Genomic DNA, 21,493 nt, shown 5'->3' on the forward strand with positions numbered 1-21,493 from the left:
GACTGCCATCAACATCAGAATAAAATTATGCCTGCTTTCAGTTTAATTTTTATTCGCATACTTGCGCTTTTAAACTGAAAAAATCAATATGAGCAGCTAGGGCAGGGGTATCTGTTACAAAGCCTTTTAAGGCAAATATGCCAATGTATTTAGGTTCAATGTGCAAATCACGGCTGATTATTTCCTTGAAAGCAAATAGGTCATTACTGCCTGTGGCATATAGAAACCGGTATGTATGGTTAATTTTCTCAATCCGTAAAGCCGATTTCTGAAGATTTTGCCTGACTATGCTCTCCTGCGATGGTTCATTACTGAAAATAACTTTATGGGCTATTTCTTCAGGTTTGGTATAATTGCCATTTGTAGCACTAATAGCTTGTATCAGAATTTCGCTGGGTTTTTTATAACCGCCAAAAAAGTTGTTAAAGGAAAGCGATAGCCGGATGCTCTTGCTCGAAAAAGTGGTGTCTTCCATTAGCAGCAGCCCTACCTGTTGCCAGTTTTTTTCTGGAATAAAGTCGCTCAGATGTATCTCGGTCGAAAAACAAGGGTCTTTTATTTCTCTTAGCAATAAATTCTTGATACCTATTTGCTGGCTAGTGTCGGGGTAATTGTCTCCTGCCAATGTAAACAGGGTCAGATGCCCTGCTTTTTCGCTTCTTCTACTCCAGTAAGTCTGGTCAGGGGTTTTGAGAAACCAACCTTTTTTCGTCAGCGAATCCTGTTGAGTGTTATTAAAATCGTCAGAAAAATCGTTTGAAACAGATTTATGTCGGATAAAATAAAAAGACAGGCTAAGCACCAGAAGCAATACTACGAGTAAATCCCAGAACTTGAACCTGAGCATATTGAGTTTACGTGGTTGCCGCCGCACTTTGGTTGCTTTGGTGTAATTGTCGCGGTAGTTATGCCAGTAGGGGTAATGGCTATCATTTTTCTTTCTGGCCGATTCGTCAGTTTTCGGAGCATTGGCTATATACCTTGCAAGGGTATCCAGTGTGGCTGTGCTAGGGTTTTCTGGTTTGGTAGTAGTAGGTGCCAGCACATACAACGAGTAGTTTTTAATACTTTTCCAGCCTACAACCAGCCCTGTTCGTTCCTGAATTTCGTTTGACAAACGCTTACTTTCGGTCTCAGACATGGCTTTTTCCAAACTGTGCCAGAAACACTTTTCGTAGGCTTCATGAAATAATCTGAAAAATGCTCTTTCTTCTGTTGAACTCATAAAATAACACCTGATATGCGTAATTAACGTTTACGCGAGGTTTCTGATTGAATTACGCCACTTACTTTTTTTTCCGGTGAGATTTGAATCATCAAAAAACAAAATTAAAGATTCAAATGAACTATTACATGAAAGCAAGCCTGATTTTTGTATTATCTGTATGTTGCAGGGTATTGGCATGGAGTCAGGATTTACAACTGCATTATGATTTCCGGCATACGGTTGACCCCCAATTAAATGCCCGTAATTTCCCGATGATTAGCTTCCAGTATTTTAAACAGATTGACACCAACGCCACAGGCTCATTTCTTCTGAAAATACAGACTTTTCTGGACGGCGAAAAAAACAATAATAGTCAGGTTTTTTTACAACTCTCGCAATCGTTACGTTTCTGGAAGCCGAAAGTTTATCTTTCATTGAATTATAGTGGTGGGTTAGGGGTAGCAAATGCCTCGTTTGGCTATTACCTCATTAATTCGTTCGGAGCAGGTGTGGCATACCCGTTTCAATGGAAAGGCGCGTGGTTAAACCTAAGTGTTTTGTATCGGTACAGTGCTTTTCAGAAAGCAAGCCATGACCCCCAACTTACGTTTTATTTTGGTAGAGGATTGTTGAACTATAAAATTTTTGTAGAAGGAAGTATTGTTGCATGGACAGAAAACCGTAATCAGGGAGTTGAGTATACCCAAGATAAGCACGGAAAAAAGTTTGCATTCTTCGGCGACCCTCAGATTTGGTTCTCTGTCAGGAAAGGTTTTGCTATTGGCTCAAGGCTTAGCCTTTATTATCATTTATTAACTGAGAAGAACACCATTCAGGCATACCCCACTATTGGCACCAGATACAAGTTTTAGTAGCAATAGTAACGGGGTTTGGCTTTAAGCCGCACCCCGTTGTTGGGGTTATTATAGATAGAGCTTCTGGATATTTTTTTCGGCATAACCTGCGCTGGTAGTCATCCCTTTACCGCCTATACCTGTTCGGATATGAATATTCGGGCTGACATCGTACTCAAAAATGTCGTTAGGGTGTTGCGCATAAAAGCCTGCCCATGCGCGGGCAATTTTCCTTACCGGAAAATGCATAATACGCTCGGCTTCTTTCAGCATTAAGTCATTAATATGTGTTCTGGTATCGAACCCTAGCTCATCGGTTTTGCCTACTGGTGCGTACTCGTGCGAGTCTCCAATAATAACAGAACCATCAATGGCTTGTTTAAACAAAATATGAATGCCCCATTTTTTTAGTTCTCGGTAATGTTCAGGGGTAGTAATGTGCTGAAAAGATGGGCATTCCTCAAAAGATTCGTACCGACGAATCGAAAGCCCTGTCAGGATATTGCCTTTTATAGCAACATTGGTCAATGGTACTGTTTGCAGCATTTGCAACTTGCTTACAATCATACCACTTTGGGCATAAATTTCAGGGAAAAGCAAATTAAATACATAGCCACTACAAATAATTGCTTTCTCGGCTGTGTAGGTAACGTTGCCACTGGTAACAACGTTTACCTTTCCGTTGGCTTCTGTGCAGTTAACAATAGCGGTATCAGGCAGGTACGTAACCTGCAATTGTTCCTGTAAGTAGTCCAGAAGCCTGTATATGAGTAAATTAGGCTCTACGCTTACCTCATTAGGATAATAAATAGCTCCACGAACGTAATCTTGTTTAAGTTCAGGGTAGAGGTCAAGGCATTGTCTTTTAGAAAGCAGAATGCAATCATACTGTTTACCTTGATGAATATCATATAATTCGTTAGCCAACTGCCATTCGGTTTCGTCAGAGGCGAAGTAGATAGTGCCGTTACGTCTGATAGAAATATCGACTTTTTGCTGGATTTGCTGATAAATCTCTAAACTTCGGCGGCCAAAATCGAACCACTTTCCGGCTGAACCAGAAGGAACAGCCTGCCCGAAGTTTCTGACAGTAGAACTAACCGGAAAATTATCTTTCTCAACAATTAAAACCCGTTTACCCGCCATAGCTGCATGGTAGGCATGAAATGCCCCCATAATTCCGCTTCCTACTACAATTAAGTCAAAGTTTTTCATTTATGCTTCGCTAAGAACCCCCAGGTTAATAATAATGTCTTTTAATTCTTTCAATGAATTCAGCAGGCCATCATTGCGTAGAATAGTTAATTGCTGGCGAGTATGCGTACCATTAACTACTCCTAACGAAAGGCGGCAGCCCGCTCTTACACCTGATTTCAAATCAGAGGGGGTGTCTCCTATATTAATTACCTCGTATGGGTCAGATACACCCATTAATTTCATGGCTTTCTGAATCATATAGGGTTCGGGGCGGCCTTTGGGAACCTCGTCACTGGCAATAGACACATCAATAACAGACCTGCCCGAAGTATTCACATAGTTGTATTCGAGGCCATCAAGCCAGCCAAGTTTCTCCAGAATAATATTGGTTACTACCCGATAAAAGCCGGTAGTAAGAGCAATTTTTATGTTTTTCTTACGTAAGAAATCAAAAATTTCAAGGCACCCTTCCGTAGGCAGTATGTCATGCGTGCGGTAATGCTCTTCCAGAATCATACGGAAGTAGTCATAAGAGTAAACTACATTTTCGTTGTATTCAGGATGTTCTTTCCCAATTTTTTCCTCCCAAAGTAGCTTGAAAACTTCTATTTTGGAATAACCTTGTAAGGCCAGAATTCGCTCGGCCGATACATTCAGTCCGACATATTCGCAGGCTCTGGCAAAACAGGTTTCAACTTCTTTTTTGTCTTGCACCGTAGTGCCTGCCATGTCAAAAACGACTAGTTTGATTGGATGCATAAGAATTGTTTTTGACAAAAATAAAGTACTTGTTTTAATATAACATATTATGTTTTTGTTAAGCCCATTTCATTATATAACCTTGTTAAGCAAACTTGCACAAAGCCCATACACCCCTTTTTTATATCTACATCATTGCCCGATACATCTACCCTCTGCCTGTTTTCGTGCAATGCTTTGGTGCCAGAACTATTCGACATTTAACAGGTTTGGGTAATTATTTCCCCATTTTTATGTGTAAAAAAGATGTTTTCATGACTACTATTTTTCTTTTATTGTTTTTTGAATTATATGTAAATGTTTGATTATGAATTGTTTATGTTTTTGTTTTTTTGTGCTTATATCTGAAAGGGCAGGTGTAGGACTATTTTTTTTATTTATAAAGCAACTAAACAAGGTTAGCTTGAACAGCAGTTTTTAAACTATCAGTCGGGCTACTTGTCAATAAACCACTATTAAATAAATATATAGGTCATGAAAAAACTATTGATTGGTATCTCACTCGTAGGATTAGCGATGGGATGCAGTAGCAGAGCAAACACAAATGAAAAAATACAGGCTGCCAGACAAGCCGCCATTGACTCGGTAAACCAAGTAGTTGAGATAGAACGGGCGAAACAAGCCGCTATCGACTCAGTAAATGCGCTGAGAGAAGCCGAGATAGCCGAAGCTAAAAAGGTAGCTGCTAACCAGAAAACAGTTGTTTACCGAGATAACTATGTTCCGGTGGCAGAAACAAAACCTAAAAAGAAAATGAATAATGCCGCTAAAGGTGCTTTAATTGGGGCAGGTGTAGGAGCCCTTACAGGTGTAGCTGTTGCTAAAAACAAAGGGCAAGGTGCCTTAATTGGCGCAGGTGTAGGAGCCGGTGCCGGAGCTTTAACAGGCGTTATTGTAGACAACAGCAAAAAGAAGAAAAAACCTTAAACTGAATATGGCTGAAACTTTACCCTTCTGGTAGTAGCTCAAGTTTGCTACCGGAAGGGTTTTTGTTTGTAATAAATAACCATATAAACTACTGGTAGTAGCAAAATTCATACTTACTTAATATTGAGTTTTTTTGTTAATAATCCCTTTACCTTCTCTTAATTATTAGTTTTTTCTGTGTGTCGACATTTGCATTTTATTTAACACTGCATTTACTACTAATGCCTGATGACCCAGAAATTTATCTTAATATTTGTATTAGCTTCTTTTAAACTGTTTGCCTTTAACCTTAAAGGAACCATTACAGATAAAACTACCGGAGAACCATTGATTGGGGCTTCTGTAAAAATACTCAATCATCCTTATTATGATGTAACAGGGCTCGATGGCTCTTTCGTTCTCAGAAATATCCCCACAGGCGATTATCAGTTACAAGTAAGCTACGTATCGTATCGGACTTCTGTTACCAATATTAAAATTGGGCAGGAAACCACAATTGCTGTGGCTCTGGAAGAAGATACCCGACAACTACTTAATGAAGTAGTAGTAACGGCATCGGCAGATAAATCGACCGAAATAGTTGCCCGTCAGATTGAACGAAACGCTAACCAGTTAATGAACATTGTCTCAGGAAAAGCCATTGAAATTTCGCCTGACCTAACAGTGGCTAACCTTATTCAGCGCGTATCAGGGGTATCAATTGAGCGTAACAGCAATGGCGATGGGCAATATGCCATACTAAGAGGAATGGATAAACGCTATAATTATACGCTAGTGAATGGCGTGAAAATTCCTAGCCCTGATAACAAATACCGTTATGTGCCGCTAGACATTTTTCCTTCTGAGTTACTAGGCCGCCTTGAAGTAACCAAAACCTTAACCCCCGACCTCGAAGGCGATGCTGTGGGTGGAGTAGTAAATATGGTTATGAAAGATGCCCCCGATAACCTCGAAATAAAAGCCAATCTGGCTACCGGTTATAACCAGCTTTTTTTCGGTCGTAATTTTGTAAGTTACCCCTCTGGCAAGGTCAATGCAAGCTCACCCTATGAGCAATTCGGTAAAGATTATAACGCAACCCCTCAGAATTTCCCTAAAGCACCGCTTCAATACAAATCAGAAAGGCCATTGCCTAATCTGATAGGAGGGTTTTCGATAGGAAACCGATTTCTGCATAAACGTTTAGGAGCTGTTATTGCAGGTAGTTTCCAGAATACCTATCGGGGTAGTAATAGCCTTTTTTATTCTTCGACGGTTTACGACACCGAACGGACTTCCCGTATCACAAGCAGAGCCGACAGGCAGTATTCAGAGCAGCAAGGGCGCTACGGCCTACATACCAAACTTGATTTCAAAATTAACAATAGTAATAAACTGCAATGGTATAATGCCTTTCTGTATCTTTCTAACCAACAGGTAAGAGATACCAAAAAGACCGAGTACTCGTCGGGTGGGTATGACCCCGTGCTAGGCAACGCAGGCTTATCGTTCAGCACACGCTCACGGCTTACCATACAACAGATATTTAATAGTACTTTACAAGGTAACCATACTTTGCTCGACAACTTGCGCCTGAATTGGTCGGCGGTTTATTCGCTTGCTACCAATAAAGTTCCTGACAACACTAATATAGGCTTACTAGGTAAACGCGAAAACTTTGTTGAAACACGCACTTACCCCGAAGAATACACACGCCGTTGGGAGCATAATGCCGACCAAGACCTTGCAGCTTACCTGAACCTGATTTATAAAATAAATGAAGTAGAACTTTCGACAGGTGGGTTGTTCAGAACCAAAAACCGTAATAATTTCTATAATAACTACGTATTCAAGCCCACAAATCCGTTTGCCCTTTATGGCAAAGATTATCAGGAGTACACTGATATTCAATGGAGTTTGCAAAACCCCAGAGGTTCGGTTGCTAATGCGCTTTCATATAAAGCATCAGAGCAACTCATAGCAGAATATGCAATGGCAAAATGGCAGGTAAACGGCCTGCAAGTAATTGGAGGCTTGCGTATGGAGCACACCCGACAAGGGTATGATATGCTTTTTCCTCTGGGAGAACTAAGACCAGAAGGCAAACAGATTTATACAGATTTCCTGCCAAGCCTTAACCTGAAATATGAAGTAAAACCTAAACAATTTGTCAGAGCTTCTTATTTCCGTTCTATTAACCGCCCGGGCTTTTTTGAAATAGTGCCAGGGAAAATAATTAACGAAGAATTTCAGGAAAGAGGTAACCCTGATTTAAAAAGAGCCATCGCTGATAATTTTGATATAAGATACGAGTTGTTCCCGAATCCGGCCGACCAGCTTATGCTAGGGTTGTTCTATAAATACATTAAAGACCCTATCGAATACGCATTAAGCGTAGATGCCACGCGTGGGCAGGATGTTTTTTATTCGCCCGGTAATTACGGAAACGCCACTAATTACGGGCTTGAACTCGACCTTATTAAATACTTCCAGAAAATCGGAATCAAGGCTAATTATACTTATACCAATTCTTCAATTACTACCCAGAAGATTATCCGCGAAAGAGACCAGAACGGTAATCTGCGTTCAAAAAACGTTGAGCAAACCCGCCCGCTCTATGGGCAGGCTGCGCACGTAGCCAATATCTCGCTGTTATTTAAAGATGCAAAAAAAGGCTGGGATGCTCAGCTGGCTGCTTCATATACCGGCGAGCGCATCAATACGGTTTCTCAGTTCCTTGATAACGACCTCTGGCAGGAGGCTTTTATCCAGATGGATGCCTCGGTTGAAAAAACGATTGGTAACAAATGGGTGATTTATGCCAAAGCCAATAATTTACTTGATACACCCATGAGGGTTTTCATTAAAAACACAAACCCGCAGAATGATAACATTTATCAGGATGTAAACAGTAAAAACAAAACGCTTATTCGAGAAGATTTTTACCAAAGAAGTTACCTGATAGGCTTACGACTTAAGATATAATAAAATTTTTAACTACAAATACAAAAGAGACCAATGAAAAAAGTACTTGTTTTATTGATGGCTGCATCGGTTTTAGTAACTAGTTGCGACAAAGATGCTGCCACCAGCGGCGACCCCACAGTAGTAAAACCTGATGAGCTAAGTGTGTCAGGCGAAGTGTCGGGTACATGGAAGAAAAATGCCATTATCACAGTAAAAGGTGATGTGTTTGTTCCGGCCGGAAAAACCCTTACAATCGAAGAAGGTGTAACAGTAGTAATGGATACTACGGCTAAACCTGAATTTATTATTCATGGTAACCTTTACTCGGTAGGTACAAAAGAAAAACCAGTGAAATTTACTGTACCAGAAGCCGCCAGAACAAGCAAATATAGTTTTGGACAGCTTTGGGGTGGGATAATGGCCTCAAAAACCTGCGCTGAGTTATTGCTTGACAATACCATTCTTGAATATGGCGGAGCCACCACAACCGAGGCTTCTTCGTCGGTAAAGCAAGGTTTATACAAAGCAGCTAGTGGCGAGCGTGTACCAGCCCTTTGGTTTTCAAATGTAGCAGGTAAATTGGTAGTGCAAAATTCAACCATTCGTTACTTCGGTGAAGATGCCACTTATATTGAGGGTGGTAATGTTATTTTTGCAAATAACTTGTTCAATACCATAGGCTTAAGTGGTGGCGATGGCATCAACCTGAAATCGGGCGTAGTGGCCGATGTAGCCTACAACCTGATTTATAATGTTAATACAAATGGTTTGAAATTATCAAACGCCGGAGAAAGAACCCCACAATTATATATTATTGGTTATAATAATACGTTAGTAAACAATGGATGGAGAAGACCATCAGTTAAAGGTGGTTCTATCTGGGTTGAGCAAAGCGTAAATGCCGAATTATATAATAACTTATTAGTAAACTGCCGCTTTGGTATTAAAAGAGATGCCAAAAAACCAGAAGATGCCCGCTCGGTTTTCAGTAATACTTATTACTATGGCTATTATCAGGACGGGGTAAACCAGTTTCAGCCTAGTGCCGAAATTATTGCTGGCAAAAACGATGTTATTGGCAAAACTGCCGGTGATAACGACCCTAAATTTGTTAGTTTTCCGGTAAATACAGGTAAAGAAAGTGCATTTAACGACTCGTGGGATTTCAGAGTGCAGGCTGGTTCACCAATATTGGGTAAAGGTATTACCACTTTCAAAAGAAACTTTGCCAGCGGTATTACGCTTAATGGCCAGTTATATAAATCGCCTGAGCCTGCTAGTTATACAGGTGCATTTAATGTGAAATAATTTTATTGTCAATAATAATAATACTTTACAAAAGCCACTTATATAAGTGGCTTTTGATTCAATTTAACAACCCATAGAAATGAACGGTAAATCGGTGCTTTTTTTAAGCCTCTGTGCGCTTATGTTTGCTTGTACAAATAAACAGACTGAGGAAAACAAAACAACAACTGACAGCCTGAATAGGGCTGAAACCATTATTAGTCCTGTAATTGTAACCGACACGGTTCAGAAAGATTCTGACGACCCCGCTGTTTGGGTTAACCCCAAAGACCCCTCTCAAAGCCTCATTATTGGCACAGACAAAGATGCTGACGGAGCTTTATATGTGTTTGATTTGCAAGGGAAAGTACAAAAAAACAAAGTGGTAACAGGATTAAAAAGACCCAACAACGTAGACATTGAGTATGGACTAACATTAAAAGGGGTAGCAACTGACATTGCTGTAACTACCGAAAGGCTTACGCACAAACTCAGGATATTTTCTCTGCCCGATATGCAGCCCGTTGATAATGGAGGTATTGAGGTATTTGAGAATGAAACAAGCGAAGGTTTTCGTGATTTAATGGGAATTGCTCTATATAAAGATAAAAATGGAGATATTTATGCAATAGTAGGGCGTAAAACAGGCCCCACTACTGGTGGATATTTGTGGCAGTACCTCCTGAAAGACGATGGTACAGGCCATGTAAAAGCCAGCCTTGTAAGAAAATTTGGTACGTATAGCGGCAAAAAGGAAATTGAATCTATTATGGTTGACGATGACCTCGGCTATGTTTATTACTCAGACGAAGGCGTGGGTGTTAGACAATACTATGCCGACCCCACCAAAGGGAATCAGGAGTTGAGTCTCTTTGCTACCACAGGTTTTACCGAAGACCACGAGGGCATTTCGCTTTATAAACTTTCTGCTACCGAAGGATATATTCTGGTGTCAGACCAAGGGGCAAATAAATTCCATATTTTCAGCAGAGAAGGAACCAAACAGAACCCTTTCGAGCATAAACTGCTGAAAGTAGTAAAAGTAAAGGCTAATCAGAGCGACGGCTCAGAAACCATATCGCTGCCTTTAAACAATACTTTTAAACATGGCTTGTTTATTGCCATGAGCGACAACCGCACGTTTCATCTATATCGTTGGGAAGACATAGCAGGCAAAGAACTAAAAAGTATTCCGGCAAAATAAGGATAAGTTTATACAATTTCCTGTATAAACTTATGCCACTTGCTGATATTATCTTCAAAAACACCCCGATAATAATGAATCAAATCATGATGCTTTTCTTGAAAGGAAAGCGTCATTTTTTTATTAGTGCTGTTGTCTCGGAACACACATTCAAAATTATTGATGCTGCCAATCAGGTGTTTATACTCAGTAATTAATTCGGCAGGAGCTTTGCGTTCAATGGCTGTTTTAATTACTTCTTCATACATAGTATAGGCTGTTTCGTTAGCTGCCAGCCCTTTCTCAAACCACTGGTTTTCTAATGATACCCCCTCTATCGGATAAAAATTACCATTAAATAGACTTTTCTTAGGATTTGCCTCAGAAGGCACCGAATAAAACAGGAAATACTCGGGGTTTTCGATAATACATTTAAAACTTCTGGCATTCATACGGGCAAGCCATGTATCAAGGCTCATAGGTGCGTGGGCCGAAAAATTAAAATCAAAAATTAATTGTTGCTGCCCTGTCTCTATAATAGGAGCAACATGATACCCCCACCTGATGTAGCCTCGAGGGGCAATCTGATTAGGGTCATGTACAATAAAGGCAGTATTGGTGTTTTCTGAGTAGCGGCAGGGAGCAAAAATCCAGATTTTTTTGTGCGGAATACCATATTTTTTTAATAGCAAAGAACCTAAATGAGCATTACAATGGCAATTACCCTGAAGATAGCGGTACGAAGGATAAAGATAATGTTTTATTTCGTTAAAAACACGCGTAATTGAGGGTTGAAGAAGCGTTTTAATTTCAGATACATCAGGCATTTGCGTAAGTTGATTAGACCTCAAAACTACTATGATGCCCCCAATAAAAATTAATTGACAGGTTATATTATGGTAAAGGAATTATAAAGAAAAAGTTAAAAGCAATAGGCACTTTTTATGAAAATTATTGCTTTTGTGAGAGGCTTGCTACAAGCCTCTCAGTGGGGTATCGCAATGAGTTGTTTATTACCGTGAACCAAATATTTTTTTGCGTTTAACAGGGCCTTTTAGTGTATGAGCCACTATTATTTCGGCTACGTTAATACCTGTTACTTTTTCAAAAGTTTGCCACTGTGGTGCGCGGTTGGTCTCTATAATATGAATATTGTTGTTCTGGTCAAGGGCTACATCAACGCCTAATATGCCTTCGTTACTTACATGCTGTAAAACGGCTTTAATTATTTCTGGGGCATCGGCTTTTATAAACTCAGCACCCTGCGCGGCATTAGCCGTTATTTTATCGGCCAATTTTACTTTTTCAACTATCCCGATAGCCTCACCATTAATAACCATAACCCTGTATTCATGCTTAAAATGGATATAATCCTGAAAATAAAAAGGATAGGGCTTATAGTTAGCAGTGCCAAAATATCGGCTCACACAGTCCAGACCCGCTTCCAGATTCTGAATAACTTCTACACCATAACCTTTTCTACCATCAATAGGCTTAGTAAGCAAGGGCATTTGACCTTTTTCATTGAGTTTTTTTAATAAACTAGTTGCGCCTGTACGCGTAAAACTCATGTAACTGCTGGTGCCAACCCCACGTTCAAAGCGGTTAAGGGTTGTCAGTAGTTTAGACGATTTACCTACGGTGTATCTTCCGGTGGGGTCAATCAGGCTACACCCGCAACTTTTCAGCGCGCGTGCCAGAATCGCCACGGCTGCTTCGCTCTTCTGCGCACTGCGTATCATGAGGGTATCAAGGGTAGCTATATTTTTACCTTTATATAAAATAACAGGTTTCGGGCGCGCCCTCAAAAACAGGTAATTCACTAGTCGCGGATTAATAAGTATAACCTTATCATATTTTTTCTGTGCTTCCAGATATATTGTTTGCTGTTCGTACGAAAGTTCTTCTGCCTTTGTGTGAAGTGTACAAATACCGAACGACTTCATGTTTTCTGCTCTATGGGTTTGGTGACACAATCTTTAGCTGTAATCTGTTATGCACATCTTTATGACTTGTTGCAGGCATAGACAACAATGGCAAATGGTTAGGCATTTATTCAATAAAAAGTATAAACCCATGTAAGAAACAGGGGCTTTTGTTACAAAACTCAGCCTTTTCTGAAAAAAAATATTCATTCTGCCATTATTTCTATCGACTTAACAATAGCTTAATTCAGCCGTAACATTTACAGAATCTTACAAATGTACTTTTGCGCCCTGAAAGGAACACCAAACTGATTTAAAAAAAAATTAACTGGCCCATATCTTTCATAAACCACTTAAAAAATAAAAGAAAAGTATGAAAAAAAATCTCCTATTATGTATGGTCGTTTTCCTGATTAGTGTGTTTATCAGTGAAGCAACCTACGCACAAAATTCGGTTAGCGGGAAAATCTCATCAGCCGCTGGTGAGGGTATACCCGGCGTAAGCGTATTAGTAAAAGGCAGCACGCAGGGAACAAACTCTGATGTTAACGGAAACTTCAGACTAAGCAATGTTAACGCAAATACCGTGTTGGTATTTTCGACTATTGGTTACACAACAGAACAACGTACAGTAGGTAACCAAGCTGTAATAAATGTTACACTTCAGGAAGACACAAAAACATTAAACGAAGTTGTGGTAACAGCTTTGGGTATTAAAAAAGATGTACGCCGTATTGGGGTAGCTATCCAGTCGGTTGACGGAGCCTCTACCATCAAAGCACGTGAGCCAAACGCCATTAATGCCCTTGCAGGTAAAGTAGCTGGTTTAACTATTGGTGCGCAACCTGAATTATTACGTAAGCCAAATATCTCGCTTCGTGGTAATACTGAAATTCTTTATGTAGTAGATGGTGTACCTATCAACTCGGATACATGGAATATCAGTCCTGATGATATTGAAACTTATTCAGTATTGAAAGGAGCGTCAGCGTCGGCACTTTATGGTTTTCGTGGTAAAAACGGTGCTATCCTGATTACCACTAAACGCGGTTCTAAAGACAAACGCGGTTTCTCGGTTGAAGTAAACTCTTCAACTATGATGGATAAAGGCTTTTATGCTATTCCGAAAGTACAAGATTTATATGGCCCTGGTGACCACGGCCGTTATGCTTTCGTTGATGGTAAAGGCGGTGGCCTTAACGACGGTGACTATGATGGTGGCTGGGGACCTAAATTTGAAGGTCAGTTAATTCCTCAATATGATAGCCCTGTTGACCCTAAAACGGGTGTAAGACAAGGCACACCATGGGTAGCACGCGGAAAAGACAACCTTGAGCGTTTCCTGCAAGCGGGTATTCTTTCGACCAATAATATTGCCGTTTCGGCTAGTGGTGAGAAATACAACTTGCGTTTCTCGGCTTCTCAGATTTCACAACGTGGTATTGTGCCTAATACCAAACTTAATATTACAAACTTCAATGTGAGTTCAGATTATAAGTTTTCAAATAAACTTTCTTTCCAGTCGAACTTACAATATAACAGACAATACACGCCTAATATTCCTGATATTAACTACGGCCCCAACTCAATTATCTATAACATGACTCTTTGGGCAGGTGCCGACTGGAACGTTGACGATATGCGTAACTACTGGCAGCCGGGTAAAGAGGGTATTCAGCAAATTTATGCAGAGTACCAACGTTACAACAACCCGTATTTCATGAGTTACGAGTGGTTAAGAGGCCATTATAAAACCGATATCATTGGTCAGGCTTCTTTAACTTACAAATTTACCGATTACCTTGAAGCTACACTTCGCTCGCAGATTACTACTTGGAACCTCTTCCGTAACGAAAAAATGCCTTACTCGGCAGGTGCTTATGGCCGTGACGAACGCCGTGGCGATTACCGCGAAGACCGCCGTAACCTGTTTGAAAACAATACGGATGTTCTGATTAAATTCGATAAAGACATCGTAAGCGGTTTAAATGCAAAAATCTGGGCTGGTGGTAATATCCGTTCTTTTGAATATAACTCACAATACGGCTCAACCGATTACCTGAACGTACCGGGCTTGTATAATTTCAGTAACTCGGCAAACCCTGTTCGTACGGCTAACTTTAACTCAGCTATGCGTGTAAATTCGGCTTATTATTCTGCTGACTTTACCTTTAAAAATTTACTGACAATCGGAACCACAGGTCGTGTTGATAAATTATCAACCCTGCCATCGGGCAATAATACATTCTTCTACCCGTCGGTATCGGCTTCAACCGTTATCTCTGATTACGTAAACCTGCCTTCAACGATTTCATTCTTCAAACTAAGAGGCTCGTATGCAAACGTGAAAGACGGTTTAACCCGCTCCACAATCGGAACAACACCTAGTTTGGGCGACGGTAACCCACTTGGCTATGGCGACCAGTACTATTCTCCTTATGATGGCCCTGCTTATAGCAACGCAGCCGTTTATTCAACGCCATTTGCCTATAACAATCAGCCGTCGGCTTATTTTACAGGTACTTTAAATAACCCTTCGTTAAACCCAAGTTCTACCTCTCAGACTGAAGTAGGTCTTGATTTCAGAATATTGAAAAACCGTATCGGGCTTGATGTTACCTATTTCGTTTCTAACGAAGGGCCAAGAATTTTCTCTTTACCAATTTCATCAACCACAGGTTATACTGCGGCACTTGTGAACGGTATTAAAACACAGAAAAAAGGTTGGGAGGTAGCTCTAACAGGTTCACCATTGAAAAACCCTGATGGCTTAAACTGGGATGTAGTAGTGAACTACTCTACTTTTCAGGAAAGACTGACAGAGATTTACCCGGGTGTTGAGAGCCTTAATACGTTCTTTAAAGTAGGCGACCGCCTTGATAAATTCTATGGCTCAGCATTTGTAAGAACCCCAGACGGGCAAATCGTGAACGATGCGTCGGGTCGTCCTATTACTACCCCTGTTGCACAATTTTTAGGTTATATTAACCCTAAATTTGTATTTGGTATTAATAACAAATTCAACTATAAAAACCTTAGTTTCAGCTTCCAGTTCGATGGTCGTATCGGTGGTGTAATTTCTAATTACATTCAACGCCAGACCTACCGTGGTGGCCGCCACATTGGTACTACCGAAGGCGTAATGGGTATTGCCCGCGAGCAGGATTATCTGGGTGTAAAAGCCTATGTAGGCGAAGGCGTACAGATTGCCAACAATGTGCCTATCAAATACGATGCTAACGGTAAAGTTACTAACTACTCAGAATTGCAATACAAAGCAAACGACACTAAACAATTTGTGCAAGACTACGTAAGCCGTTATTATAATACCGACGAAGGTAACTTAATGAGCCGCTCGTTTGCCATGTTACGCGAAGTAGTAATTGGCTACTCACTTCCTGAAAGATGGTTCGGTAAGGCAGTCAGAAACGCTTCTGTATCTTTAGTTGGTAGAAACCTTCTGTACTTTGCCGCTAAAAAAGACATCGACCTTAACCAGTACATTACTGACGGTGGCTCAGGCTTACAGACACCATCTACCAGAAGATACGGTATCAACCTGAACTTTACTTTCTAATCTGTAAACAGGTTCGTTGTTATTATTTATTTCAAAATTATTAAGACATATTATTTAAAATGAAGATACATCAATTATTTGCAGGAGTTTTCGCAGTTTTAGCAGTAACGCTAAGCAGTTGCGAAAAAACCTTTCAAGAACTCGAAAAAGACCCTAACCGTCCGGTTAATGTGCCTGCTTCATTGGTTTTGCAGGGTGTTGAGTCTGACTTGGCTAACAACACAGGCCGCCCGTTCAGTGCCGAAATGCGCTGGAATCAGTTCTACTGTTCAAACTATAACTACTACGCTAACAACGAGTATAGCTGGACAGCAACGCCAAACCACTACAATACTCTTAAAAACGTAGTGAAAATGGAAGAAGAAGCTAAACGTGCGGGTTTGGCCGAAGTAAACGGTTATACGGCATTGGGTAAGTTTTTCCGTGCAATTTTTATTGACGAAATGGCAAAACGTGTAGGTGATTTACCGGTGTCAGAAGCCCTGAAAGGTATTTCAAACCTTACACCTAAATATGATACGCAAAAAGCGGCTTACGTGCAAATTCTAAAATGGCTCGATGAAGCCAACGATAATCTGGCTTCATTAATTGCTAAAGGTGAAACAACTGTTGCTGGTGATTTCTATTTCGGAGGTGACCTTCGTAAATGGCAGAAAGTAGTAAATGCCTATAAACTGAGGGTGTTAATTTCATTAAGCAAAAAAGACGCTGACGCTGATTTAAACGTGAAAGCCCGTTTTGCCGAAGTAGTAGGCAACCCAGCAAAGTATCCATTATTGGGTGGTTTGGAAGATAACCTTGAGTATAAGTACAATAACTTTAACAAGTATCCGTCGAACCCTGATAACTTTGGTTTTGATGCTACCCGCCAGAACATGGCAAAAACATACGTGCAGTTGTTGTCAGGTATGCGTGACCCACGCGTTATGATTACCTGCGAGCCAGCCGGTGCTGAATTAAAAGCAGGCAAACTGCCGTCAGACTATACTGCCTTTGTTGGTGCAAGTTCGGCCGAAGATTTAACCGATATGAGCGATAAAGCAGGTAGAAACAATGGTGCTGGCTTTGCTCCGGGTTTGTATTCGTTCCAGAACCGTTTCCGTTATTACCGTACTTATACAGGCGAGAATACTTTCATTGTTGGTTTCCCTGAAATGTGTTTCAATATTGCTGAAGGTTACCACTTAGGTTGGGGTAACGGCGACGCCGAAACATGGTATAAAAAAGGTATTCAGGCATCGCTTGATTTTTACGGAGTTAAGGATGGAGCTAATACCATGACCTACTCAAAAACAGGTGGTAGAGAAACAGCCGACTTGGCTAATTATACTGTAAACTTCAACTTTAACGACTATTACAGCCAAGATGCCGTTAAATATGCTGGTAAAACTACTAAAGGTTTACAGCAGATAATCAGCCAGAAATATGCTGCATTCTTTATGAACTCAGGTATGGAGGCATATTTTAACTGGAGACGTACCGGATTCCCTAAATTTGAAACGGGTGTAGGTAACGGTAACTCAAACCGTATAGCTCTTCGTTGGCAATACCCAATTTCGGAACGTACTACCAATAGTAAAAACTATACAGATGCTATCAATAGCCAGTACGGTGGCAAAGATGATATTAACGACACCGTTTGGATACTGAAGTAGTTTTGTACATCATAGGAATAGAATAAAAAATAGCGGAGCTTTGTTCCGCTATTTTTTAATTCGGTCATTAATAGTAATCAAATGAAAGATATTAGTAAAACCATTGACGAAATCCGTCAGTTATTTTTATCGCAGGGCGATGAACAATATTATGGCGAGCCTGTAAGCCAGTTTGAACACGCCGCACAAGCCGCTATTCTGGCACAGAAATCGGGTTTTGATGAGGAAGTGCAGATAGCCGCTTTTTTGCATGACATAGGGCATTTATTACCCGCCGAATCGGAAGAGGAATTGATGGAGGTGTATGGTCGTAAAGACCACGAAGGTGTAGCCGCCGACTGGTTGCGGCATAGAGGCTTCTCTGAAAAAATAGCGGTGCTGGTCGAAAACCACGTAAATGCAAAACGGTATTTGTGTTATGCTAATCCGGCCTATTATAACAATTTGTCAGAAGCAAGCAGGCAAACTTTAGCGTTTCAGGGTGGAAAAATGGAAAAAGATGAAGCCGAAAACTTCGAGAAAAACCCGTATTTTGACACCATTATTCGCATGAGACGATGGGATGAAGCCGCTAAAGTAGAAAATCAGGAATTGCCTGATTTAGGGCATTTTCTGCATCAGTGTGAAGTCTGGTTGCGTGCCAGCCAGCCTACTTATTACTGATAACCACAGTTTTGTTAACACCATACGCTATACATATCAAACATCTATTTATTATGAAAAGAATACTCTTATTGTTATTATTATCGGGCTATGCCTTTGCCCAGAACAAAACCGAAAACGTATTTATTATTACGACTGACGGTTTTCGTTGGCAGGAGGTTTTCGGCGGTATTGATTCAGCCCTTTTGAATAAAAAAGAATTTGTGCGAGGAAAAGACCGCCTGAAAAAGACGTTCTGGTCGGATACATTAGAAGAAAGACGGAAAAAACTTTTGCCTTTTTTCTGGAACACAATTGCCAGCCAGGGGCAGTTATACGGCAACCGTTGGGTTGGTAATAAAGTAAATGTCATGAACCCTTACTGGTTTTCTTATCCGGGCTATAACGAAATCCTGACCGGATACGCCGATGATAAAGTAAACTCAAACGACAAGAAACTGAACGAAAATATAACAGTACTGGAATTTTTGAATCAGCAGAAAAAGCTCAAAGGTAAAGTTGCGGCTTATTCTACGTGGGATGTATTCCCCTACATTATTAATGAGCCTCGTAGCGGTATTCCGGTAAATTCGGGTAAAGAACTAGTACAAGGCAAACTTACCGAAAAAGAAGAAATGCTGAACGAGATACAATCGAACTATACGAGTCTGGCCAGCGACCGTCACGATTTCGTTACGTATTATCTGGCCAAAGAATATGTCAAGAAAAACAAGCCTAATGTTTTCTTTTTATCGTTCGATGAAACCGATGAGTTTGCACACGAAGCTAAATATGATGAGTACCTATTTGCAGCACATACAGTTGATAAATTTATAGCGGATTTATGGAATTATTGCCAGAGTACGCCTGAATACAAAGGTAAAACTACTTTTATTATTACTACCGACCACGGTAGAGGAGATAAAAACAAAGCCCAATGGACCAGCCACGGCCAGCGAGTGGCCGACTGCTACCAGATATGGTTTGCAGTAATAGGACCAGATACACCTGCATTAGGAGAAGTTAAAACAGAAGGGCAGTTATACCAGAATCAGCTAGCCAAAACGGCTGCCAGTTTTTTAGGCTATGACTTCCAGAACGGAAAGGAAATTGGCAAAGAAGTAAAAAGTGCAAAAAAATAACCAAGACCCCGAACACAAAAAAAGAGGCGTAAGCCTCTTTTTTTGTAATTGATAAATATAATATCTGCTAACCTTTTGTAATAGAGAGTGCAAAGCGTCTGACAAAAGCTGGCACGAGGTCACGCCGGCGGACAGTATGCTGAGCCTTGTTGCTTTTGTTTAGCTCCGATAACGTATCTTCTATTTCTCTCAGAAAAATAAATGCGCCACGGCTATGCCACGCCCTGAAATCGGGGCTTATGTCTTTGTGGTTAGGTAAGTAATTAATAAAGTTGGTCAGGTCAAAGCTAGTGGCTGTAATGCCCGCACCTGCTCGTTGGGCATCCAGTGCATTACATGCTTGCTCATAATGTTTAGGTACAGGCACCATAAATGTGGGTTTACCCATGTACATGGCTTCGCAGATAGACTCAAAGCCTGCTGTGCTTACAAGCCCACGGCAGTTTTGCATCATTTGTAAAAAATGCTGCCCGTTAATTTTATGGAAGTGTAACTTGGGTGAATAAATGTAAGTATCCGTATACATGGGGTTGTCCCAGAAACAATGGATACTTACATCGGGGTTTTGTTCATGCCATTGTATCAGTTGTTCGGCTAATGAATACTGAGTTACATAAGCAAGCAGGTAATTGTCAGATTCAGTACTAAGCCGTGAGATTTCGGAACGTAGTAGCGGGGGAATCGTAAAAATTCTCTGCTTTTCGTCGTTATCGAAAGGCGTGAACGAAAGAGCTAATTTTCTGGCTGCGCCTAAAGCTGTTATGCGGGTATTGGTATTTACCAGCAGCTTGTCGAGCCAATGGTTTTTTGGGTGTTGAAAATTGTGATGAAGCAATAAATATTGGTGTGCAATACAAATCATAGGTGCTTTAGGGCGGAAAATCCCTTGATGAAGCCCGCCTAAAACATCATAGAAATTAATAATTATGTCGGGGTTAATTGATTCAATATGTGATTGTATTTTTTTCAGGCTGCTTACATATTTTCCAAGCCCCATTAGGGTATTTATAAGCGTTCGGGGTATATCAAGGGCTTTGGTCTTTTTATTATAAGCCAGATAAGGGCTGGCAAACGGAAAAATCGCATTTCTGAAGTTTTCAGCAAAAAACGCGGGGGCTTTCTGGCCGTCAGTAGTGCCTACTAATGCTCCGGCTACTGTGTGGCCGTTATTTTCGAGTATTTCAGTAAGCGCAATTGCCTGTGTTAAATGCCCGCGCCCTTCTCCTTGTACAATCAACAGAAATTTCATAGCGTGGCGGCAATTCTTGGTAAAACAAAGCGGTCTTCCTTAATTTCTGATTTATCTTCTTCAGGGTCTTCCGAATGCTGAAAATCACTAACAGAGTAATAAACCAGACTCCAGTTCCCTTCAAAATCTTCTACAAGGGCCGACATCGTCTCTACCCAATCGCCAGAGTTAAGGTACAACACCCCATCAATTTCACGAATAGCGGGTTGGTGTATATGCCCACAAATAATGCCATCGCAGTTTTTAGCTTTGGCTAGTTCGGCCAGTTTCTCTTCAAAATCTGTTACATAATTAACCGCTATTTTAACGGCTTGCTTTACCTGTTGCGACAACGAGTAATAGGGCAAGCCTCGCCATTCGCGGTATTTATTGTAGTTCTTGTTAAGCCATAGCAAGAATGTATAGCCGAGGTCACCCAGGTGTGCCAGCCATTTCATATTGGTAGTAATGCTATCAAACACATCTCCGTGAGTTACGTAGAACTTCCTATCGCCCGATTTCAATATATAATCTCTACGAATCTGGAATTGGCGGCCAACCACTAACGGAAGAATCTGGTCAAGAAAATCATCATGATTCCCACGCAGGTAAATCACTTTGGTATCATGCTTGTCCATCATTTTCAACACAACCCTGAAAAAAGCCGTGTGTTTTTTCTTCCAGTTACCATATTTTTTTAATTGCCAGCCATCAATAATATCTCCATTCAGAATCAGGCGTTCACAGCGATACTGTTTCAGAAACTCGGTAACTTCTTTTGCTTTACTTCCACTTGTTCCTAAGTGGAGGTCAGAAAGCACTATCGTACGGAAATGTTTGTGTTTGTTCATATCGACAAATTTCTATAATCTTTATAAAGTATTGATTAAGAGGATGTTACGAAAATGTAAAGAAAAAAATAAAGCAGAAGGAAAATCCCTCTGCTATCTTCAATCAATTAACC

The 21,493-nt window shown here is 40.6% G+C and carries 17 protein-coding genes; 9 read left to right on the forward strand and 8 right to left on the reverse strand.

The features are described from left to right. Positions 1 to 49: 49 nt before the first annotated feature. The gene (locus WAA15_RS10940; RefSeq protein WP_337042782.1) at positions 50 to 1,225 is read right to left on the reverse strand and encodes a hypothetical protein; all 1,176 of its coding nucleotides are present in this window, start codon (positions 1,223 to 1,225) and stop codon (positions 50 to 52) included. Between the two features lie 116 nt (positions 1,226 to 1,341). On the opposite strand from WAA15_RS10940, the gene WAA15_RS10945 reads away from it, so the two are divergent. Continuing rightward, positions 1,342 to 2,079 carry a DUF5020 family protein gene (locus tag WAA15_RS10945; protein ID WP_337042783.1) on the forward strand — a complete coding sequence of 246 codons (738 nt, stop codon included), beginning with the start codon at positions 1,342 to 1,344 and terminating at the stop codon, positions 2,077 to 2,079. Positions 2,080 to 2,130: 51 nt separating this feature from the next. Here WAA15_RS10945 and WAA15_RS10950 read toward each other — a convergent pair whose 3' ends face one another. From WAA15_RS10950 to WAA15_RS10960, 3 genes are read right to left on the reverse strand one after another with little or no spacing between them, the layout of a single operon-like run. Further along, a complete protein-coding gene (locus tag WAA15_RS10950; RefSeq protein WP_337042784.1) occupies positions 2,131 to 3,276 on the reverse strand; it encodes a TIGR03364 family FAD-dependent oxidoreductase in 1,146 nt (381 codons plus the stop codon). Continuing rightward, entirely contained in the window at positions 3,277 to 4,017 is a 741-nt protein-coding gene (locus WAA15_RS10955; RefSeq protein ID WP_337042785.1) for an HAD family hydrolase, read from the reverse strand. It lies immediately after the preceding gene. Between the two features lie 47 nt (positions 4,018 to 4,064). Beyond that, positions 4,065 to 4,217 (reverse strand): hypothetical protein, encoded by a 153-nt coding sequence (locus WAA15_RS10960; protein ID WP_337042786.1) that lies wholly within the window; start codon positions 4,215 to 4,217, stop codon positions 4,065 to 4,067. Between the two features lie 274 nt (positions 4,218 to 4,491). Here WAA15_RS10960 and WAA15_RS10965 point away from each other — a divergent pair, with 274 nt between their 5' ends. The 4 genes from WAA15_RS10965 (at position 4,492) to WAA15_RS10980 (ending at position 10,381) form a co-directional block, all read left to right on the forward strand. Beyond that, complete coding sequence (locus tag WAA15_RS10965) at positions 4,492 to 4,944, forward strand: YMGG-like glycine zipper-containing protein (RefSeq protein WP_337042787.1); 453 nt, start codon at positions 4,492 to 4,494, stop codon at positions 4,942 to 4,944. Between the two features lie 228 nt (positions 4,945 to 5,172). Then, a complete protein-coding gene (locus WAA15_RS10970; RefSeq protein ID WP_337042788.1) occupies positions 5,173 to 7,908 on the forward strand; it encodes a TonB-dependent receptor in 2,736 nt (911 codons plus the stop codon). Positions 7,909 to 7,941: 33 nt separating this feature from the next. Then, positions 7,942 to 9,198, forward strand: a complete 1,257-nt coding sequence (locus WAA15_RS10975) for a right-handed parallel beta-helix repeat-containing protein (RefSeq protein ID WP_337042789.1) — start codon at positions 7,942 to 7,944, stop codon at positions 9,196 to 9,198. Between the two features lie 79 nt (positions 9,199 to 9,277). Continuing rightward, positions 9,278 to 10,381, forward strand: coding sequence for a phytase (locus WAA15_RS10980; RefSeq protein WP_337042790.1), 1,104 nt, complete (start codon positions 9,278 to 9,280; stop codon positions 10,379 to 10,381). Positions 10,382 to 10,389: 8 nt separating this feature from the next. On the opposite strand, the gene WAA15_RS10985 is transcribed toward WAA15_RS10980, so the two are convergent. Together WAA15_RS10985 and WAA15_RS10990 are read right to left on the reverse strand one after the other, a co-directional pair. Beyond that, complete coding sequence (locus WAA15_RS10985; RefSeq protein WP_337042791.1) at positions 10,390 to 11,187, reverse strand: protein-glutamine glutaminase family protein; 798 nt, start codon at positions 11,185 to 11,187, stop codon at positions 10,390 to 10,392. 186 nt (positions 11,188 to 11,373) lie between these two features. Then, a complete protein-coding gene (locus tag WAA15_RS10990; protein WP_337042792.1) occupies positions 11,374 to 12,306 on the reverse strand; it encodes an ATP-grasp domain-containing protein in 933 nt (310 codons plus the stop codon). Positions 12,307 to 12,658: 352 nt separating this feature from the next. Between WAA15_RS10990 and WAA15_RS10995 the strand changes: the two genes are divergently transcribed. From WAA15_RS10995 to WAA15_RS11010, 4 genes are all read left to right on the forward strand, one after another. Further along, positions 12,659 to 15,862, forward strand: coding sequence for a SusC/RagA family TonB-linked outer membrane protein (locus WAA15_RS10995; RefSeq protein ID WP_442892783.1), 3,204 nt, complete (start codon positions 12,659 to 12,661; stop codon positions 15,860 to 15,862). Positions 15,863 to 15,921: 59 nt separating this feature from the next. Further along, the gene (locus tag WAA15_RS11000; protein ID WP_337042793.1) at positions 15,922 to 17,517 is read left to right on the forward strand and encodes a SusD/RagB family nutrient-binding outer membrane lipoprotein; all 1,596 of its coding nucleotides are present in this window, start codon (positions 15,922 to 15,924) and stop codon (positions 17,515 to 17,517) included. A gap of 81 nt (positions 17,518 to 17,598) precedes the next feature. Beyond that, on the forward strand, positions 17,599 to 18,180 hold the full coding sequence (locus tag WAA15_RS11005) for a phosphonate degradation HD-domain oxygenase (RefSeq protein WP_337042794.1): 582 nt from the start codon (positions 17,599 to 17,601) through the stop codon (positions 18,178 to 18,180). Positions 18,181 to 18,233: 53 nt separating this feature from the next. Further along, entirely contained in the window at positions 18,234 to 19,301 is a 1,068-nt protein-coding gene (locus WAA15_RS11010; RefSeq protein WP_337042795.1) for a phosphoglyceromutase, read from the forward strand. Positions 19,302 to 19,368: 67 nt separating this feature from the next. Here the strand turns inward: WAA15_RS11010 and WAA15_RS11015 are convergent, their stop codons facing one another. Both WAA15_RS11015 and WAA15_RS11020 read right to left on the reverse strand, forming a co-directional pair. Further along, the gene (locus tag WAA15_RS11015; RefSeq protein ID WP_337042796.1) at positions 19,369 to 20,550 is read right to left on the reverse strand and encodes a glycosyltransferase family protein; all 1,182 of its coding nucleotides are present in this window, start codon (positions 20,548 to 20,550) and stop codon (positions 19,369 to 19,371) included. Then, positions 20,547 to 21,380 (reverse strand): UDP-2,3-diacylglucosamine diphosphatase, encoded by an 834-nt coding sequence (locus WAA15_RS11020; RefSeq protein WP_337042797.1) that lies wholly within the window; start codon positions 21,378 to 21,380, stop codon positions 20,547 to 20,549. The genes WAA15_RS11015 and WAA15_RS11020 overlap by 4 nt, the downstream gene beginning before the upstream one ends. Between the last annotated feature and the right edge of the window lie 113 nt (positions 21,381 to 21,493).

The sequence above is a fragment of the Emticicia sp. 17c genome (genome assembly GCF_037153985.1).
Taxonomy (GTDB): Bacteria; Bacteroidota; Bacteroidia; order Cytophagales; family Spirosomataceae; genus Emticicia.